This window comes from Algoriphagus jejuensis, assembly GCF_039523455.1.
In the GTDB taxonomy this organism is placed as follows: Bacteria; Bacteroidota; Bacteroidia; order Cytophagales; family Cyclobacteriaceae; genus Algoriphagus; species Algoriphagus jejuensis.
This window is the reverse complement of record NZ_BAAAFI010000004.1, coordinates 162,827-178,102: the sequence shown is the minus strand read 5'-3', so window position 1 is coordinate 178,102 and position 15,276 is coordinate 162,827. Positions and strand designations below refer to the sequence as shown.

Here is a 15,276-nt window from a genome sequence, read left to right as displayed (position 1 = left end):
TTCCTTTTAACCTGGGGTAGAAACCCCAGCCTACAACTAGGTCGCTCCCACGGAGCTTGGCTTACGTTTGATCAAGTATCACTCTGGAATATCAACAAGTAACTGTTAAACAGTAGGCAAAAACGGTCAATATTCAGGCGTTCACTCAGTGATACTGAAAACTGCGACTGATCACTGAATACTGATCACTGAATTCCAATCACTGCCCAATCGATTCCCCATGTTGGGAGATATCCAATCCTATTTCCTCGTATTCTTCTCGTACCCGCAGGGTGACAAATTTGTTGAGCAGGAAGAAGATTAAGTAGCCCATACCAAAGGAGAATACGCAGACACCAACTAGCACGACCATGTGCGAACCGAAGACCGCCCAGCCGCCATTCATGAGACTGGAGCCTTCTTTTCCGGCAAATATTGCCGTCAAGATCATTCCCATGATCCCACCGATGCCATGGCAGGCAAAGACATCTAGGGTGTCATCCATCTTTTTCAAAGACTTCGCATGCATGGCCAAGTTCGATACGACGGCTCCGATGGCACCAAAGAAGAAACTTTGAGGGACAGTAATATATCCTGCAGCGGGAGTGACTACGACCAATCCCACGACTGCGCCAATACAAGCCTGCAAGGCAGAGATCTTTCTACCTTGAATCCGATCGAAAAGAACCCAAGTCATCATAGCAGTAGCCGAACAGATGGTGGTGGTGGCAAATGCCAATGCCGCGGTACCGTTGGCTGCAAGGGAAGATCCGGCGTTGAAGCCGAACCAGCCAAACCAAAGCATCCCGGTTCCCAACAGCACATAAGTGATGTTGGAGGGTTCGTGGTGCGGTTTTTTTCTTTTACCCAAAAAGATCGCACCAGCCAGTGAGGCTAAGCCAGCGCTGATGTGGACGACCGTACCTCCGGCAAAATCAAGTACGCCAAAATAGGAGCCGATCAGGCCGTTGGGATGCCAGACCATGTGTGCGAGTGGCGCATAGACAAAGACGCAGAAGATGCCGATGAAGAACAGGTAGCCGATAAATCTCACCCGCTCGGCGAAGGATCCGGTGATGATCGCCGGTGTGATCACGGCAAATTTCATCTGAAATAGTGCAAATAGGATAAATGGGATCGACGCGCCGAGTTGTTTATGGGGGAGTTCCGCGACTTGATCGAAGAACATGTACTGAAATGGATTGCCAAAGATGCCATATTTGACACCGTCAATGGTGATGCCGATAGGATCCCCAAAGGCCAGACTAAAACCGACGACAACCCAAAGCATGGTGACGACGCCGAGCGAAATGAAACTTTGCAGCATGGTGGAGATGAGGTTTTTCTTGCCGACCATACCTCCGTAGAAAAGAGACAGACCAGGCGTCATCAGCAATACCAAACAGGACGCGGTCAGCAGCCAGGCGATATCCGCGTAGTTTAATTGGTCTTCAGTTCCAAAATTTTCGAGGATAGGTTGGCTTTGTTTCCAAAACAGTCCAATGACCGGAGCAGCTATCGTAATCAGAAAAGCTACTTTCCATTTAAATTTCATTCCACTTTTTTCCATGGGGCAAAAGTAAAATTTTAAATGTTTTATTCTGTAATAATTAATAAAGACCGAATAAAAATTCAATTCTTGGGCAGGGGTGCTATGGGAGTAAGAGGGCTGAGCCTTCAGCTTTCGATTGGTATTAGTAGTGCCGGAATTTCTTACTCAGACGATCTGGCAAATTGACTCTTTCAATAATTAGAAACCGTTCGGTATAGTGTCGGATGGAGAAAACTGAAAACGCTATTCTTCTGGACCTTACAGTATCGTGGCGACTTGGTTTTTGCCGCGGCGCGATTCCTCAAGCGGATGTTTAGCTTGGTGTGTTCAACGCTGTACGTTGCGCGGGTTCTCTACATATTAAGTAGAATTTGTCGCTGTAGTTGGAGAAAAAATCTAGAATGGAACGGTTTCTCGGGCTGCTGAGGAATTTTCAATTTTGGTCGGTTTTTTGTCGAAAAGAAGGTAGCGTCGAGTAAGCTATGTCGCTGTAAGCGGAATTTTTCTAACCCACTATCCATTGACAAAAAAAGAAGAAGTGCTTTCCAACCAGAACATCTTCGGAGCAGAGTATCCCGTTACTTCAGTTGGGAGGACTTCTTTTCGAGAATGAAAACGCTTACTTTACAATTCCCATTTGACCTAAGTATAAACAAATGAAAACTAACGCTGATAGCCATGATCGATGAAAATTTTAAAGTGCCACAGGTTCTAGAGAAAGCCACCCATATCGCAGAAGGTGTTACTTCATTGATCGCAGGATCGTATGTGTTGTCCCTGGCGCTGACCAAAGATAACCTGCTTGTCAAGGTGGCGTTCGGTGTGGCAGGAGCCTACCTTATTCTGAGGAGCGGCACAAAATTAAGAGCTGCCAATTTCTGAAACCAAGTATTCTTAGGTGTACTCGGTGCCAACGTACCGATGAATTTTAGCGCGTCATAGACTGCAACAACACGGGCAGAGGATAGGCAGCAATCGCGTAAATTTTTGAAGTCAAAAGGCACCGAAATCGATTCGATACCATTTTTGATTTAAAATGCCTGGTTTGCTTCGCATTTTTTCTAATCCCATAGAGGCGAAGATCAATTTTCGATCACTGGTCTTTTTCCTCGTCAGCGTTGCTATAGGAATTGTTTTCTTCGTCCTCAGAGCCTATTTGCTCCTGCTGATCGTCCAGTTCGCTGCCCGGTACATCCAACCCGTCTCCAGAAAAGTCGACCTTCCGCTTTCTTTCACGTAGCATCTCATCGTCCCCACCGTCTTCTCTCAGGTTACGGTCGCGTGGTCCGAGTGCTTCTAAATCCTCTTTGGTCACTTGGGCCTCTCGGGCTAGAACCTCAGCAGATTTTTGATTGGTGCTTTTTGGGTTATTCGGTGTGTTAGTTTCCATGGTTTAGTTGAATTGGTTATATCTTAATTTAAAAACAATTGCGGTGCCTTTCTGCAGGCGACAGGCGGGTCTCCGCAAAAACCGACTTCAGACGGCCAAAAGGAGCTTTTCGAAGTGAATAGAAAAAAGCGGCGCTCGTCTTGGGTTTGTCGAACCAATCATGCTGGGTACAAACATCCCCAAACTGTGTGAGGTATCGCTCAGGCTACTTGCCTAGCCTAGTCAAAACATTTCGAGAAGGGAGGAAAAGTAGGTTTTCTTGGCGGTCCTGAATGAGGTCATAGCCCTCGCCTGATCCCAGTTTTACAAATTCACTGAGTTGAATCGATAAGCTATCCTGGAGCAAAGGATTGAGGTTAGTCAGTGCTACGGCCTTACCTCCAGAAAGTGGTATGGAATCAGCAGGCGTCAAGCCGCTTTTGGAAAGAAAGCCGACAATCCCTTGCAGGGTGCGGACTTGATACCATTCAGCGGTGGCAGCATCGACAAATACAGGTGTCTCCAACGCTAAGGTGGTGCGCACCTCACTGCGGAGACTAGGTCCCGTTCTCAGGTTTGCCTTGGTGACTTTCACCTTCATCACTCGGGGAGGAGATTCGGGATTGAGTTCCGGCGCCGGTTCGAAAGTGTCTTTTATCGCGGGATAGGGGTTGATGGCACCGTTTTGATAGATCCCAAAATGAAGATGAGGCGCGGTAGTCCTCGCATTGCCGGTGTTGCCGACAAGACCCAAGGTGTCCCCGGGTTTTACGACTTGCTGCTGATTGACTAGCTGACTGTCCAGATGTGCAAAGTAGAGTCGCCAGTTGCGTGTGCGATCGAACAGCCAAACCTGCTTTCCTCCCAGTCCGCGATCTCGTACAGCAGTGACGACTCCGGCGACAGGGGCGAGCACGGGCGTGCCTCGGCTTGCAAAGATGTCTACGCCCTCATGAGATCGCTTTCCTCCGTCTCGTATATCGCCCCATACACTTTGGATTGCCCGGCTGTTTTTACCTTGGACGGGAAAGACCGCATAGGTTGGTGTCCCGCTGACCTTCACTTGATAGTTGCCTTCTCCAAGCAATTCGGGCTGAATGCGAATTAGATATTGGCCGCTTCGGCTAGCTTCTAAGTTGACGGTGTTATTTTGCGAAGCGAAAGATTCCAATGCCTCCCAATCCGGACCGGCTAAAAAATCGATGATCAAATCACTGCTATCTCGCGCGTCCCAGCGTACCGCAACGCTCACTGTTGCGCCCTGCTCCAACTCAATCGTCCATGCCCGGGCTTCAATGCTTTTAGACTTGAAGCTTCCCTGAATCGATGCAGGAATCTCCAGTATCGGAGCATCGAGAAGGGCCTGTTCTGCGCTTGAATGCCAATCTCTCCCAATTTTGGTCCTGTCGATTCCTGCACTTCGGAGAGCGTTGAGGTAGTTGGTTCTGGCTGAGTTCGACTGGAAGATCCTCAGGGGTCGGTTGTTGCAGGAGGTGAATAACAAGCCGATCGCTGCGCAAAAAGCAAAAAGGAGTTTGGCGTTTTTCATCAGTATTTTCAGATTATCATCCGCAATAGGTTAAGGGATTTGATATTTCTTTTTCGAATGATTCCTTCTGCAATTTCAAAGAAGGGCGAGCCGGAAGTTTTGTTTCAGACTCAACCGCTTCCGGTTGTTTTTCGACCACTTTAATTGATGTGGGGTAAAGGGGCAAAAAAAAGGCAAGAGCCTGTTGGTCTTGCCTTTTTGTCCATCAGACAGGGATGTTTGCCGCATGCGGTCTATCCCAGATTCTATGCTTGGCTACTGAGTCAATAAACTCCTGAACATTTTTGTCGAAGAGAACCCCTTTGACGTCGGTATTTTTAGAAGCGTAGGTTTTGTCCCAAACTTGCTTGCCGGCACCATCGATTGCGATGAACTTGAAGTGCTTGTACGATTCATCCAAGAAGCGGATTGCCCCCGCATCGGATTGGAGCATCTCGGCACTTTTTGCCCCGTCGGGAATCATCACCGCATCAAACATGACCGACGAAGTAGTCAGGAGACTGTGGTCCACTTTGATCAATTCTCCATTTTGCCCTTTGATCGCCCCTGATCGAGGAGCAACAATTTTCACGTCAGCTCCTTCCTTTTCAATCGCTTTTTTGTATGCCTCAAGAGCATCAGCATCTACCCCGTCACCTGCGATGATGGCAATACTTCGACCTTTGATGCCTTTGCCAGGACGGGCAGTCAAACTGAGTTTTTCCGACTTCTTAAGTGAAGGGTTTGACTGAGTTGGTTGGTAGTCTTTCGGATCCGCATCGGCAGGATAGCTGTGGTTTAGGGGGTCTTCCGGCTTGGTGTTCGGGTCAATTCCCAGACCCTCAGCCACTTTTTTCGCGAGGTCCTTGTTGACGTAGCTGAGCATCCCCACCATCCGTTCGCGGATGTCTTCGCTCTTTACCTTGCCGAGTTCAAATCGTAGCGCTTCGACGATGTGGTCTTGTTCTACGGGAGTTTGGCTTTCGAAGAAAAGCGTCGCCTGGCTAAAGTGGTCCATGAAGCTTTTACTTCTCTTGCGGATCTTGTAGCCTTCGATTTTCTCCTGATGGGAAACATACCCTCCTTCAGCCATCTTTGCTTGGAAAGGACATCCTCCACCGATCTTATTGGGGTGATAACTCGTGTGGCCAACGTTGATCGTCTGTCTCATAATTCCCCCACGCTGATTGTTGTGGACCGGTGCGATCGGACGGTTGATCGGAATTTCGTTGAAATTAGGTCCTCCCAAGCGCGAAAGCTGCGTGTCGGTGTAGGAAAATAAGCGGCCCTGCAGCAGAGGGTCGTTGGAGAAATCGATACCTGGGACCAAATGTCCGGGGTGGAAGGCGATCTGCTCAGTCTCCGCAAAGAAATTAGTAGGATTTGCATCCAAGACCATCTTACCGATCAGTTTTACAGGAACTAGCTCCTCTGGGATCAGTTTGGTAGGGTCGAGGAGATCAAAATCGAACTTGTGCTCATCTTCCTCGGCAACGATCTGTACGCCGAGCTCCCATTCCGGGAAGTTACCGCTGTCGATTGCGTTCCAGAGATCACGGCGATGAAAATCGGGGTCCTGCCCGGAGATCTTGACTGCCTCGTCCCAAGTCACAGAATACGTGCCCGCGAGAGGTTTCCAATGAAATTTCACAAAGGAAGATTTTCCCTCGGTATTGATAAATCGGAAGGTGTGTACTCCAAATCCCTCCATCATGCTGAAACTTCTTGGCAAAGCTCTGTCGCTCATTGCCCACATGATCATGTGCATGCTCTCAGGCATCAGCGATATAAAGTCCCAAAAAGTATCATGAGCCGAAGCTGCCTGTGGGATCTCGTTGTGTTGTTCCGGTTTTACGGCGTGGACGAGATCGGGAAATTTCATCGCGTCCTGGATAAAGAAGACGGGCATGTTATTGCCTACGAGATCATAATTGCCCTCCTCGGTGTAGAATTTCACTGCAAACCCGCGAACGTCCCGCGCTAGATCAGTGGAGCCTTTGAAGCCTGCGACCGTGCTAAATCTGGTGAACACCGGAGTTCTTTTGCCTTTCTCTCCGAGAAATCCCGCTTTGGTGATTTTTGACCAGTCGCCGTAGGATTCGAAATATCCGTGAGCTCCCGCTCCTCGCGCATGGACGATTCGCTCAGGAATCCGCTCATGATCGAAGTGGGTCATCTTTTCTCTGAAATGAAAATCTTCCATAAGCGTGGGCCCGCGCTCGCCTGCCGTGAGCGAGTTTTGATCGTCGTTGATCTTCAGACCCTGATTGGTAGTCATCGCTTGACCGCTACCATCCTCCGTGTTCATGTATAGATCGTCTAGCTTCTGATTGGTTTCCGGCTTTTCGTTTTTCTGCTTGTCTTTCATAGTTATATGATATTAGCGTTTGGGTTTTTGAGTGGTTGTAACTGAGTATTTTTTCTGGAGTCAGATAGCTGACTTGGCAGCGAGATCAGAGGTGACTGTAGGCGTTTTGTTGTTGTTGAGGAAATGTATTCCATGTCGCACTTTCCGAAGAAAAATTTCCTCCCAGGGGAATAGCGTAGCGTTCTACGCTTTGAGGTTACACGCCTCAAAAGGAATTGCGAGTATTTTGGCATCAACTCAGTCAGTCGCAGCCGCTCCATCAAAAGAGATGGGGAGGGAGCTGGTTATGATCCACTACTACCAAGATTCTAGAACTAGCGAAACAATGATGGCGCCTCCTCGCAGCCAGACTTCCTATAGATCCGAGGATCTTTTCGGCTTCTTTTCAAAAAAGAATTATTACCCGTCTATTATTGAAGTAAGCCAAAGTCTCAATGCCGGTCACCGGAGGCATCATCATTGGCTATAGTCAGTCCTTTGACTTGATCATTCCATTTTCGTCAAAGACTACAGTTTTGGACTCTTGTGCATCAGTTGCAAAGGTCACCTCGTAATAGTTTAGACTATTTTCGGTATACCGTCTCGTTCCTGTGATCTTATCCTTGGAAAGTGAAGACTCTGCCTCGATGGCGTTGATGATCGGAGCAGGTAGATTTACCGAGTCCATCTGATCGATCGAGCCTTGCAGCAAGGTTCCGTCGCGTTTAACGTAATTGGTGTCGCCTTCATGCATTTCTCCGCTCATCTCATTTTGAGCTTCGATACTGTCTTCGTAGGTATCTTCGCTTTTCTCTCCGCATGCAAAAAAAAGGGAAGCCATTAGGGCGGGATAGATAATTAGTTGGGTTTTCATGGTTAATCAGTTTCAAAGTTGAAAATTTTACCTACCTCATCACTAGTTCAAAATCCTGCCAAACGGTTCAAATTCTGCCTTTAAGTCTGTGAGATCCAGCGGGTGATGCGCGGCACTAACGTCGGTTAATCGGGTGATTTATAGGTTCAAGCGCGGGATTGGCCTCTTTATACTAGGCTTCGGTGTGTTGTGCAATACGATAGACTGCCTGTAATTTCGTGTGTGTAGTAGGGCGCCGGTATGTCTTTTCGGGCTATATATCAACAGTTGTTGATGAGGAAAAGTCCACAAAATGAACAACTATTTTCCCAAAATGTGGACTCTGAAATGCGTGTTTTTAGCTTAAAAAAGTAGACATCTAGTCCGACTCGGTGAGAGCTAGCCGAGAAAATCTTGACCAGGGTGATTCTTTCAAGTGTATTTTTAGCCTATTCTTAAAAAGGCAAGTATAACTCTAAGTTTCTGATTTTCACGAGATTTTTTGTTTCGGCTTCGAATCCAAATGTTGACTTGTTTAGATTTGGTTTTTGGTAAAAGTCAACAGATAATAATTTTGCTTTTTGGCTAGTAAGCCGTTTGAAAATTTATGCAAAAGGAGATTGCCGACTTTCGATAGGGCTTATTGGGGTGTTTTTCGTATCTTTTTTACCTGCCAAGCAGGGTGAGGAGAGGCAGCCTTTTTACAAGAGATATTTAATCCTTGAACGAATGAAAATGAGCCGTAGGATGAAGAAAAAAAGTTTTATAGTTATATGGTTGATGGTGCCTTTTTGCATTTTCAGCTGTGTCAATCTGAAGTCGGTAAGCAACTTTTCGGCGACTTCGACGGCTAGCATCAGTAATTTTGAGAATCTGGATTATACTTTTTCGGATCATTGCAAGGATCGATGTGAGGACGAGGCAGTGCGAAAGTTTGAGTTGAGTCGAGCGTTGGAGTGCTCCTGTGACTTGTATTCGAAGGCCGACAGCGTCACAAGGGTTTTGTATCAGACCATAAACGGGTATTTTGTAGGCTTGGGAAATCTCGCTCAAAATGAGCTGACGAACTATAGCGCGAACGCGGCAGTCAATGCCATGACCGCTTCTGAATTTGGACCGCTGAAGATTGACGAAAACCTAGTAGGAGCCTATTCTGCTATATCCAATACGCTGCTGAGAGCCACCACGGACTTCTACCGGAAACGAAAAATTGCTGCCTATATCGGAGAGGCGAATGGGCCGATTCAGGTGCTCCTTGACAAGTTTCAGATAATTATCCTTTCAAATCTTAAGGGGGAGTTGCGGTTTAAAAGAGAGCGGCTCTATGTATACTACATGGACATGAAGATGAACAGAACGTTGCTGTCTGACTACGAAAAAGGAAAGGCAACAAGAGATTATTATCAGGCTCTCGATGACATCCAGCTCAAGGAAAAGCAGATGGATGTTTTTGCACAGGGCTTGCAAGAAATAGGCCGAGGCCATCAGGCTTTGTATGAAAACCGAGATAAGCTTTCTGTCAAAAATCTTGCCCTTACGATGCTTGATTATTCTGCTCAAGTAGAGGTTTTGATATCCGAATTTAATCAACTTAATCACTGACAACATGGCCAATTTGACCTCTGAACAAGCGAACAAACTATCGGACGATTTTTTCTACTTGGCTACGGCAATCGTAGATTTTCGGTATGAAAACTGGGATCGCCTTACGCTGGAGGAAAATTTGGAGCTGAGTGAATTACAAGGATCGATTCTCCGTTGCGGAGAGGATATTTTGGCTTTTTCGACCACCTTGGTCATGGATGAGGTGGCTGAGTCCTTAGCTAAAATCAGTTCCATCACGGTTGAGATCAAAGATACAATCAGGACATTGACCTCCGTACAAAAGGCCCTGGATACCGCCGCCGGAATTCTGATACTTGGCGTGGCAATCATGCAGCGGGACCCTGGTGCGATTGGCAATTCAATAAAAGACCTCTTTGCAACTTGGAAGGGGCCGGTTGCCTGATTTGTTGTCGGTTTTTTGTGTCCTGGCATCGGGCGCCTATTCACCTATCCCATCCCTGTTATTTTTGTCAAATAGGCGTGTTTTAGATCTTTGCCTTTGAGATATGGTTCTGTTTTTTTCAGTTTTAATTTCCGGTCCTTACTTTTAGGGACTAGGCTCGCGATAGGGCTTCTCTTGTCGAACTTCACTTGGCTGTGACGCCGATATCAACTTATTAAATAGCATAGTATGGCGCTTACGGCATCGGAAACCCTCATGTTGGAGGAATTGTTTGCAAGTTTTGAAGACGTGATTTTGTTTCGAGGCGAGGAGCTTTTTGAAAAGGATCATGTGCGATTTTTGAGTGTAAATGGCCGCCACAAAGTCTTTAGCTTTACCGTGCACGGGAGCAGCGGCAAGAGCTATCACGTGGCCATTTGTCTGGCAAAAAAGCAGTTGGGATTCGGTTTCGATCAAAATCCCAGCATGGAAACCAGGTGCAACTGTGCCTACTTTGATGGCAATGATTCTTGCAAGCATATCGCAGCTGCGGCCTGTTTTTTGGAGGCCAATAGCGACGAAAATTTGTTCGCTCTTGCGAAAATGAATCTGAACCCTGCTGTGCCTACCAAGGCTATTTCTGTCAAAAACCAACAAATATTCCCAATAGAGGTCGTTTGTCGCGAAGATGAATTGGAGTCTTTGGTGACGAAGTTGCCGCAAAACTCCATTCTATTAAATCAGCATAGGGTTCAGAATATTGAGCTTTTAGAGAATGGAGTCCAATACGAGTTAAATCTGCTAGGGTGGCCCATTGAGCTCCAGTTGAGATTTGATCCCAAGGAGGGGAGGGTGAAGGTGACTTGCTCGGAAAAGAATTCTTATAACCACGGGCAGTCATTGGCTTGGCTTCATCAACGCTGGAGTAACCCAGATTCTGTCGAACTTAAGCTTGTCACTGCCGCTCAGCGGTTGCGAGAAAAGATTCTGAAGTTGGAAATCTTGGGGCTTATGGACGTAGTAAGTGATCCAGACAAAGCTTTCAAACTCGGCTTTATGAATGGAGAGATCCGTTTTTTCTATTCCGGAGAGTTGGAGGGAATGAAGGATATGGTTGCACTAGGCAATGATTTCAAGGACTTTTCATCTAAGAATATAGTCGGTCTTGGCGCAGGTACTGTCTTTGAAAACGCTGATTCCAAAGAGTATGGGCTATATAATGCAGCATTTGCGCTAGCGATAAATGACCAAGGGGGATTGTACAATATCTTCCCATTTGTGGCAAAAGGTAAAAAAAACGATCCCGCAGGATTTCATGTGCGCTTTGATCTCTTGGAAGATCCGGATGATCTCAGACTCGCCAAAAACGACGAGATGAATCGCCTTCTTTTAGAAGTCAAGCAGATGAGATCCTACTTGGAGCGAAGAAAAGCAGAGTCCTTGCATAAGGCTTTCCTCACTTTTGTAGCGCAAGTAAAGGATCAGTATCCCGTTTTTAGAAGCTATGGAAGCTATTACTACGACAAGTTCCACAAGAATGACATCAAGGAGCGCTTAGAGTTCCGGTACGCGGAGCTGGAGTTTTCATTGGTGAGGAGTAAAACTATCTTTGAACTCCAAGCTTGGTTGGTCATGGGAGAGGAGCGGGTGAACATCGCATTGATCTATAAAGAGCTCTCGGTATCATCGATCTTTGGGCTTTGGAAAGATAGGATCATCCTCCTTTTTGAGAATTTCGGTACCGTCGCCTTGCTGGGCTATTGGAAGGATCGAGTCCCCGCTCGATTTGTAGAAAGTAAATTCCCTGAATTTGCTACGCATGTGATTAAGCCACTTTCGGCTTTCGCCAAGATCACAGATGAGACCGGCAGGATTACTGAAGTAGATCTTGGCGTGCCCTCTGATCGGGAATTGTACATCACCGAGCTTTCTGGCTTGGTGATTTTTGAGCCGAAAGTAAAATACACCGCTGAGATCAGCGCCAATCCGCTCAGTGCTGATACGCTTTTTGAAGCAGAGTCCAACAGTATATTTCTCCGAAACTCGGAAGTGGAAAACAAATTTGTGGAGTTTTTGCAAGCGCTGCATCCGAGCTTTGACAGGGGCTTTAACAACCGATATTTCCATCTCAAGCAAAATCAATTCACCGAAGGAAGATGGTTTTTGGAAGCCTTTGAAAAACTCAAAGCGGCGGGTATCAGTGTTTTTGGCTTGAACAAACTTACGCTGAAGCGCTATTCGCCATTCAAGCCAGCGATATCCTTGAGTGTCAGTTCCAATTCAGATTGGTTTGAAATCACCACGCAGCTGAAATTTGGCGATTATTCTATTCGACTTAAGGATATCAAGCAGGCCATCCAGGCGGGTGAGCAATACGTTCGCTTAGGGGACGGTTCTCTGGGGCAGATTCCGGATAAGTGGCTGCGCAAATTTAGGAGGCTGATTCAATCCTCCGAAACGGACGGGGATACAGTCAAGCTTTCCAAGATTCACTTTAGCCTTTTAAGTGATTTCGAAGAAGATATCGTCAGTCCGGCCGTGGAAAAAGAACTTGCAGAGAAGAAAGATCGCCTTCAGTCTTTCGAAGAAATACGAACCGTGGAAGTTCCGAAGTTGGTCAGGGCTGAGCTGAGGAATTATCAGAAGGTGGGGCTAAACTGGATGAGCTTTTTGCAAGAGTTTGGCTGGGGCGGGATTTTGGCCGATGACATGGGACTCGGCAAGACGCTTCAGGTAATCACCCTGATTTCGCAGATGGCAGCACGGGGAAAAGTTCGCGTGCTGATCGTGGCACCTACGACCCTGCTTTTCAACTGGAAAAATGAACTGGAAAAATTTGCTCCTGAGCTGGACTATTTCATCCACCATGGAGATCGGTATGATACGGTGGAGGAGCTTTTGGCGCATTCCATCGTACTGACCAGTTATGGTTTGGTGATCAATGACTTGGAGTTGCTGACCCAGTTGGAGTTTGATCTGATCGTGGCGGACGAATCTCAGGCGATCAAAAACGTGTCTTCGCTGCGCTACAAATCAATCACCAAGCTTCGTGGGAAACTCAAAATTGCCATGACCGGTACCCCGATCGAAAACGGTATCGCTGAGCTCTTCGCCCACATGAATTTTGTAAATCCGGGTTTTTTCAGGAATTTTTCCAGCTTCAAGGACAATTATCTCAAAGAATTGAGAAACGGCAATCCCGAAGTATTGGAGGATTTACGTATGAAAATCCAGCCATTTGTCCTGCGCCGAACCAAAGAAGAAGTACTAACAGAGCTTCCGGACAAGATCGAAGAATACCTCTATTGTGAGATGGGCGCTGCGCAAAAGAAAGTGTACGAAGCCTACAGAAATGAATACAGAGAATTTCTTCAGGGAAAATTTGACGAAGAAGGAGCCAATCAATCCAAGATGTATGTATTGGAAGGCTTGACCAAACTACGTCAGATCTGCGATTCACCTGACCTGATCAGCAAAGAGGAGAAAGGTGCCAAAAGCGCCAAAATCGACCTGCTTATGGAGCATATTGTTGAGAAGACAGGCAATCACAAGGTTTTAATTTTTAGCCAGTTTGTGAAAATGCTGGATCTGGTCAAAGCAGAATTGGCGTCTCGAAACATTCCTTTTTCCTACCTGGACGGCAAGAGTTCGATGAAAGACCGGGAGAATTCTGTCAATGAATTTCAGGAAGATAGCTCCATCCGGGTATTTTTGATCAGTCTAAAAGCTGGCGGAATCGGATTGAATCTAACTGCAGCGGACTATGTCTACATCCTAGACCCATGGTGGAATCCTGCCGTGGAAAATCAAGCGATCGATCGGTGCTACCGCATGGGGCAGGAGAAGAAAGTGATGGCCTACCGGATGATCTGCAAGGATACCGTGGAGGAGAAAATTATGGAGCTCCAAAAATCCAAACTCAAACTCGCCAAGGAAGTGATCTCAGAAGGGGATGGATTCCTAGTTGGAATGAATGGCGATACGATGCTGAAGCTGTTTGAATGAAATAACCGCTAAAGCTTCGCTTGAAGGCATTTATCCGAGATTTGAATTTTCACTACTCAAAACAAAAGGCTGGCGCTACCTTCTTGATTTATGATCCTGATTAGGGGTTGTGCTCAGGTCTATTTTGTCACACGATTCACCGCCCGTTTGGTCGTGAGTCTAGTTCGTTTGATTAACTTCCTCCAGCTGATGGCGGTCAGTACAGAGATGCAAGCTGATGTCCCCAATGCGCCGCCGAAGCCCTCAAAGAATTTGCTGGAGTGGATGAAAATAAGTCCAAAAATGAGCGCAGCCAGCAACACCGACTCGAAACCTTTGATATTTTTCTTAGTGCTCATACCTATGAAGGAGCCACCAATAGCAGCGTAGGGAATCGCCTGAACCCATTCTGACGTGTTGAGCGGTTGCACTGCTAGCGCCACAATCAGCGTGACAGCGGAGGATGCCAGGATGGGACTGAGGCTAAATCTGGTGTGCAACCAGTAGGTGCTAATGGCGCTAAATACCGCACTGCCTATCCATGCAAGTTCTTCAATCATAGCTTTGCAGCGACATATTGGATGATATAGGCCATTACGACACCGATAAATGCCATCGTGCCCAATTTGCCGCCGATGCCAAGCAATATCGACTTGCTGACAAAAAACACCAGGCAGGTAAAAACTGAGGCAAGGAGAATGAATCCGGCATCATTGGTCAAGTTCGTCATCGAGATAAAAGCGCCGCAATAGATCGCGGCAGGCACCTGTCTGAAATAGGGCTTTGACTTGAACGCAATCTCCAATAATCCGCCAAATAAGCCCACGACTGCCGTAGCAATCACGGTGTCGCAACCTAGGTTTCTCAAACCGAAAGTTGCAAATGAACCGAAGAAAACCCACACCGCCACCCGCCAGCGGTCAAACTCTACGCTAAATCTCTGCTTTGAGTAGGTTTGAAAATGTGAGCCGAGGATTAGCAGAAATACCAGGACAAACAGGCCTACTTCCAGATGATTGGCCCTTTCAAAAATGATGGTGCCCAAGAACAGACACTGAATGGATGCAAACAGAAGTAGCAAAGGGGGGAATATCCGTTTGTGCTCTTTCATTTTCTGAAACAAAGGCCGAAAATACCGGATGGCCTTGTGTTTCTTTTCCTTTTCTCTTAAAATAATGAAAGCTAAAATCTCAATTGCAGATGTTTGTAGCCTGTTTCTTGAAATGGTCAGTTAATTATTGTATTAAGAAATTCAGATCTAGAATCGAATTGTAGTTTGGTAAGATGCAAAAGCAGCAGTAATTTTTACTGTATTAGAAGGAATGGGGTAATCCGGTTGAAAAACAAACCGACAGGAAGCAGCAAAAAAAAACAAAAGAATTCGAAGTTCAATGGGCATTCAGGTTTCACTCAAATGCGGATGGTAGTCGGGAACTTCACGCCTTGGCCAGCGTCAATTGAAACTCCAACGCGCCGCATGGTTTGAATTCATCCTCCTGGAGATCCTCAAAAATCTCCTCGTCGAATTCCATCTCTGTTTTTTCGATCTTGCCATCGGGATGCACGATCAATTCCGTGCCGGTAAAGTCCGTCGGATTGACCATGACCAAGACTTGGTAGTCGTCAAAGATTCGTTTGAAATACTGAGCAATTGCTTTGGCCATGAACGTTCGGTTG

General features: G+C 46.6%; 12 protein-coding genes. 4 read left to right on the top strand and 8 right to left on the bottom strand.

Translation table 11 applies throughout. The features are described from left to right. Window positions 1-199 precede the first annotated feature (199 nt). Window positions 200-1,534, bottom strand: coding sequence for an ammonium transporter (locus tag ABD031_RS06240; RefSeq protein ID WP_425542715.1), 1,335 nt, complete (start codon window positions 1,532-1,534; stop codon window positions 200-202). A gap of 696 nt (window positions 1,535-2,230) precedes the next feature. Between ABD031_RS06240 and ABD031_RS06235 the strand changes: the two genes are divergently transcribed. Further along, window positions 2,231-2,413, top strand: a complete 183-nt coding sequence (locus ABD031_RS06235) for a hypothetical protein (protein ID WP_343849518.1) — start codon at window positions 2,231-2,233, stop codon at window positions 2,411-2,413. A 211-nt stretch (window positions 2,414-2,624) separates the two neighbouring features. Here ABD031_RS06235 and ABD031_RS06230 read toward each other — a convergent pair whose 3' ends face one another. The 4 genes from ABD031_RS06230 to ABD031_RS06215 all read right to left on the bottom strand — a co-directional run bounded on the left by ABD031_RS06230 (window position 2,625) and on the right by ABD031_RS06215 (window position 7,649). Beyond that, window positions 2,625-2,921 carry a hypothetical protein gene (locus tag ABD031_RS06230; RefSeq protein ID WP_343849517.1) on the bottom strand — a complete coding sequence of 99 codons (297 nt, stop codon included), beginning with the start codon at window positions 2,919-2,921 and terminating at the stop codon, window positions 2,625-2,627. 205 nt (window positions 2,922-3,126) lie between these two features. After that, window positions 3,127-4,449: a peptidoglycan DD-metalloendopeptidase family protein gene (locus tag ABD031_RS06225; protein WP_343849515.1), complete on the bottom strand. Its 1,323-nt coding sequence runs from the start codon at window positions 4,447-4,449 to the stop codon at window positions 3,127-3,129. 205 nt (window positions 4,450-4,654) lie between these two features. Continuing rightward, complete coding sequence (locus tag ABD031_RS06220; RefSeq protein WP_343849514.1) at window positions 4,655-6,796, bottom strand: catalase; 2,142 nt, start codon at window positions 6,794-6,796, stop codon at window positions 4,655-4,657. A 469-nt stretch (window positions 6,797-7,265) separates the two neighbouring features. Beyond that, window positions 7,266-7,649, bottom strand: coding sequence for a hypothetical protein (locus ABD031_RS06215; protein ID WP_343849513.1), 384 nt, complete (start codon window positions 7,647-7,649; stop codon window positions 7,266-7,268). A 726-nt stretch (window positions 7,650-8,375) separates the two neighbouring features. Here ABD031_RS06215 and ABD031_RS06210 point away from each other — a divergent pair. The 3 genes from ABD031_RS06210 (at window position 8,376) to ABD031_RS06200 (ending at window position 13,620) form a co-directional block, all read left to right on the top strand. Further along, complete coding sequence (locus ABD031_RS06210; protein ID WP_343849512.1) at window positions 8,376-9,230, top strand: hypothetical protein; 855 nt, start codon at window positions 8,376-8,378, stop codon at window positions 9,228-9,230. A gap of 4 nt (window positions 9,231-9,234) precedes the next feature. Continuing rightward, on the top strand, window positions 9,235-9,636 hold the full coding sequence (locus ABD031_RS06205) for a hypothetical protein (RefSeq protein WP_343849510.1): 402 nt from the start codon (window positions 9,235-9,237) through the stop codon (window positions 9,634-9,636). A 228-nt stretch (window positions 9,637-9,864) separates the two neighbouring features. Beyond that, window positions 9,865-13,620, top strand: a complete 3,756-nt coding sequence (locus ABD031_RS06200) for a DEAD/DEAH box helicase (RefSeq protein ID WP_343849509.1) — start codon at window positions 9,865-9,867, stop codon at window positions 13,618-13,620. A 119-nt stretch (window positions 13,621-13,739) separates the two neighbouring features. On the opposite strand, the gene ABD031_RS06195 is transcribed toward ABD031_RS06200, so the two are convergent. The 3 genes from ABD031_RS06195 to ABD031_RS06185 all read right to left on the bottom strand — a co-directional run bounded on the left by ABD031_RS06195 (window position 13,740) and on the right by ABD031_RS06185 (window position 15,263). Continuing rightward, entirely contained in the window at window positions 13,740-14,159 is a 420-nt protein-coding gene (locus tag ABD031_RS06195) for a hypothetical protein (protein ID WP_343849507.1), read from the bottom strand. Beyond that, on the bottom strand, window positions 14,156-14,710 hold the full coding sequence (locus ABD031_RS06190) for a hypothetical protein (protein ID WP_343849506.1): 555 nt from the start codon (window positions 14,708-14,710) through the stop codon (window positions 14,156-14,158). Before ABD031_RS06190 ends, ABD031_RS06195 begins: the two co-directional genes overlap by 4 nt. A 325-nt stretch (window positions 14,711-15,035) precedes the next feature. Continuing rightward, window positions 15,036-15,263, bottom strand: a complete 228-nt coding sequence (locus ABD031_RS06185; protein WP_343849505.1) for a hypothetical protein — start codon at window positions 15,261-15,263, stop codon at window positions 15,036-15,038. Window positions 15,264-15,276 lie beyond the last annotated feature (13 nt).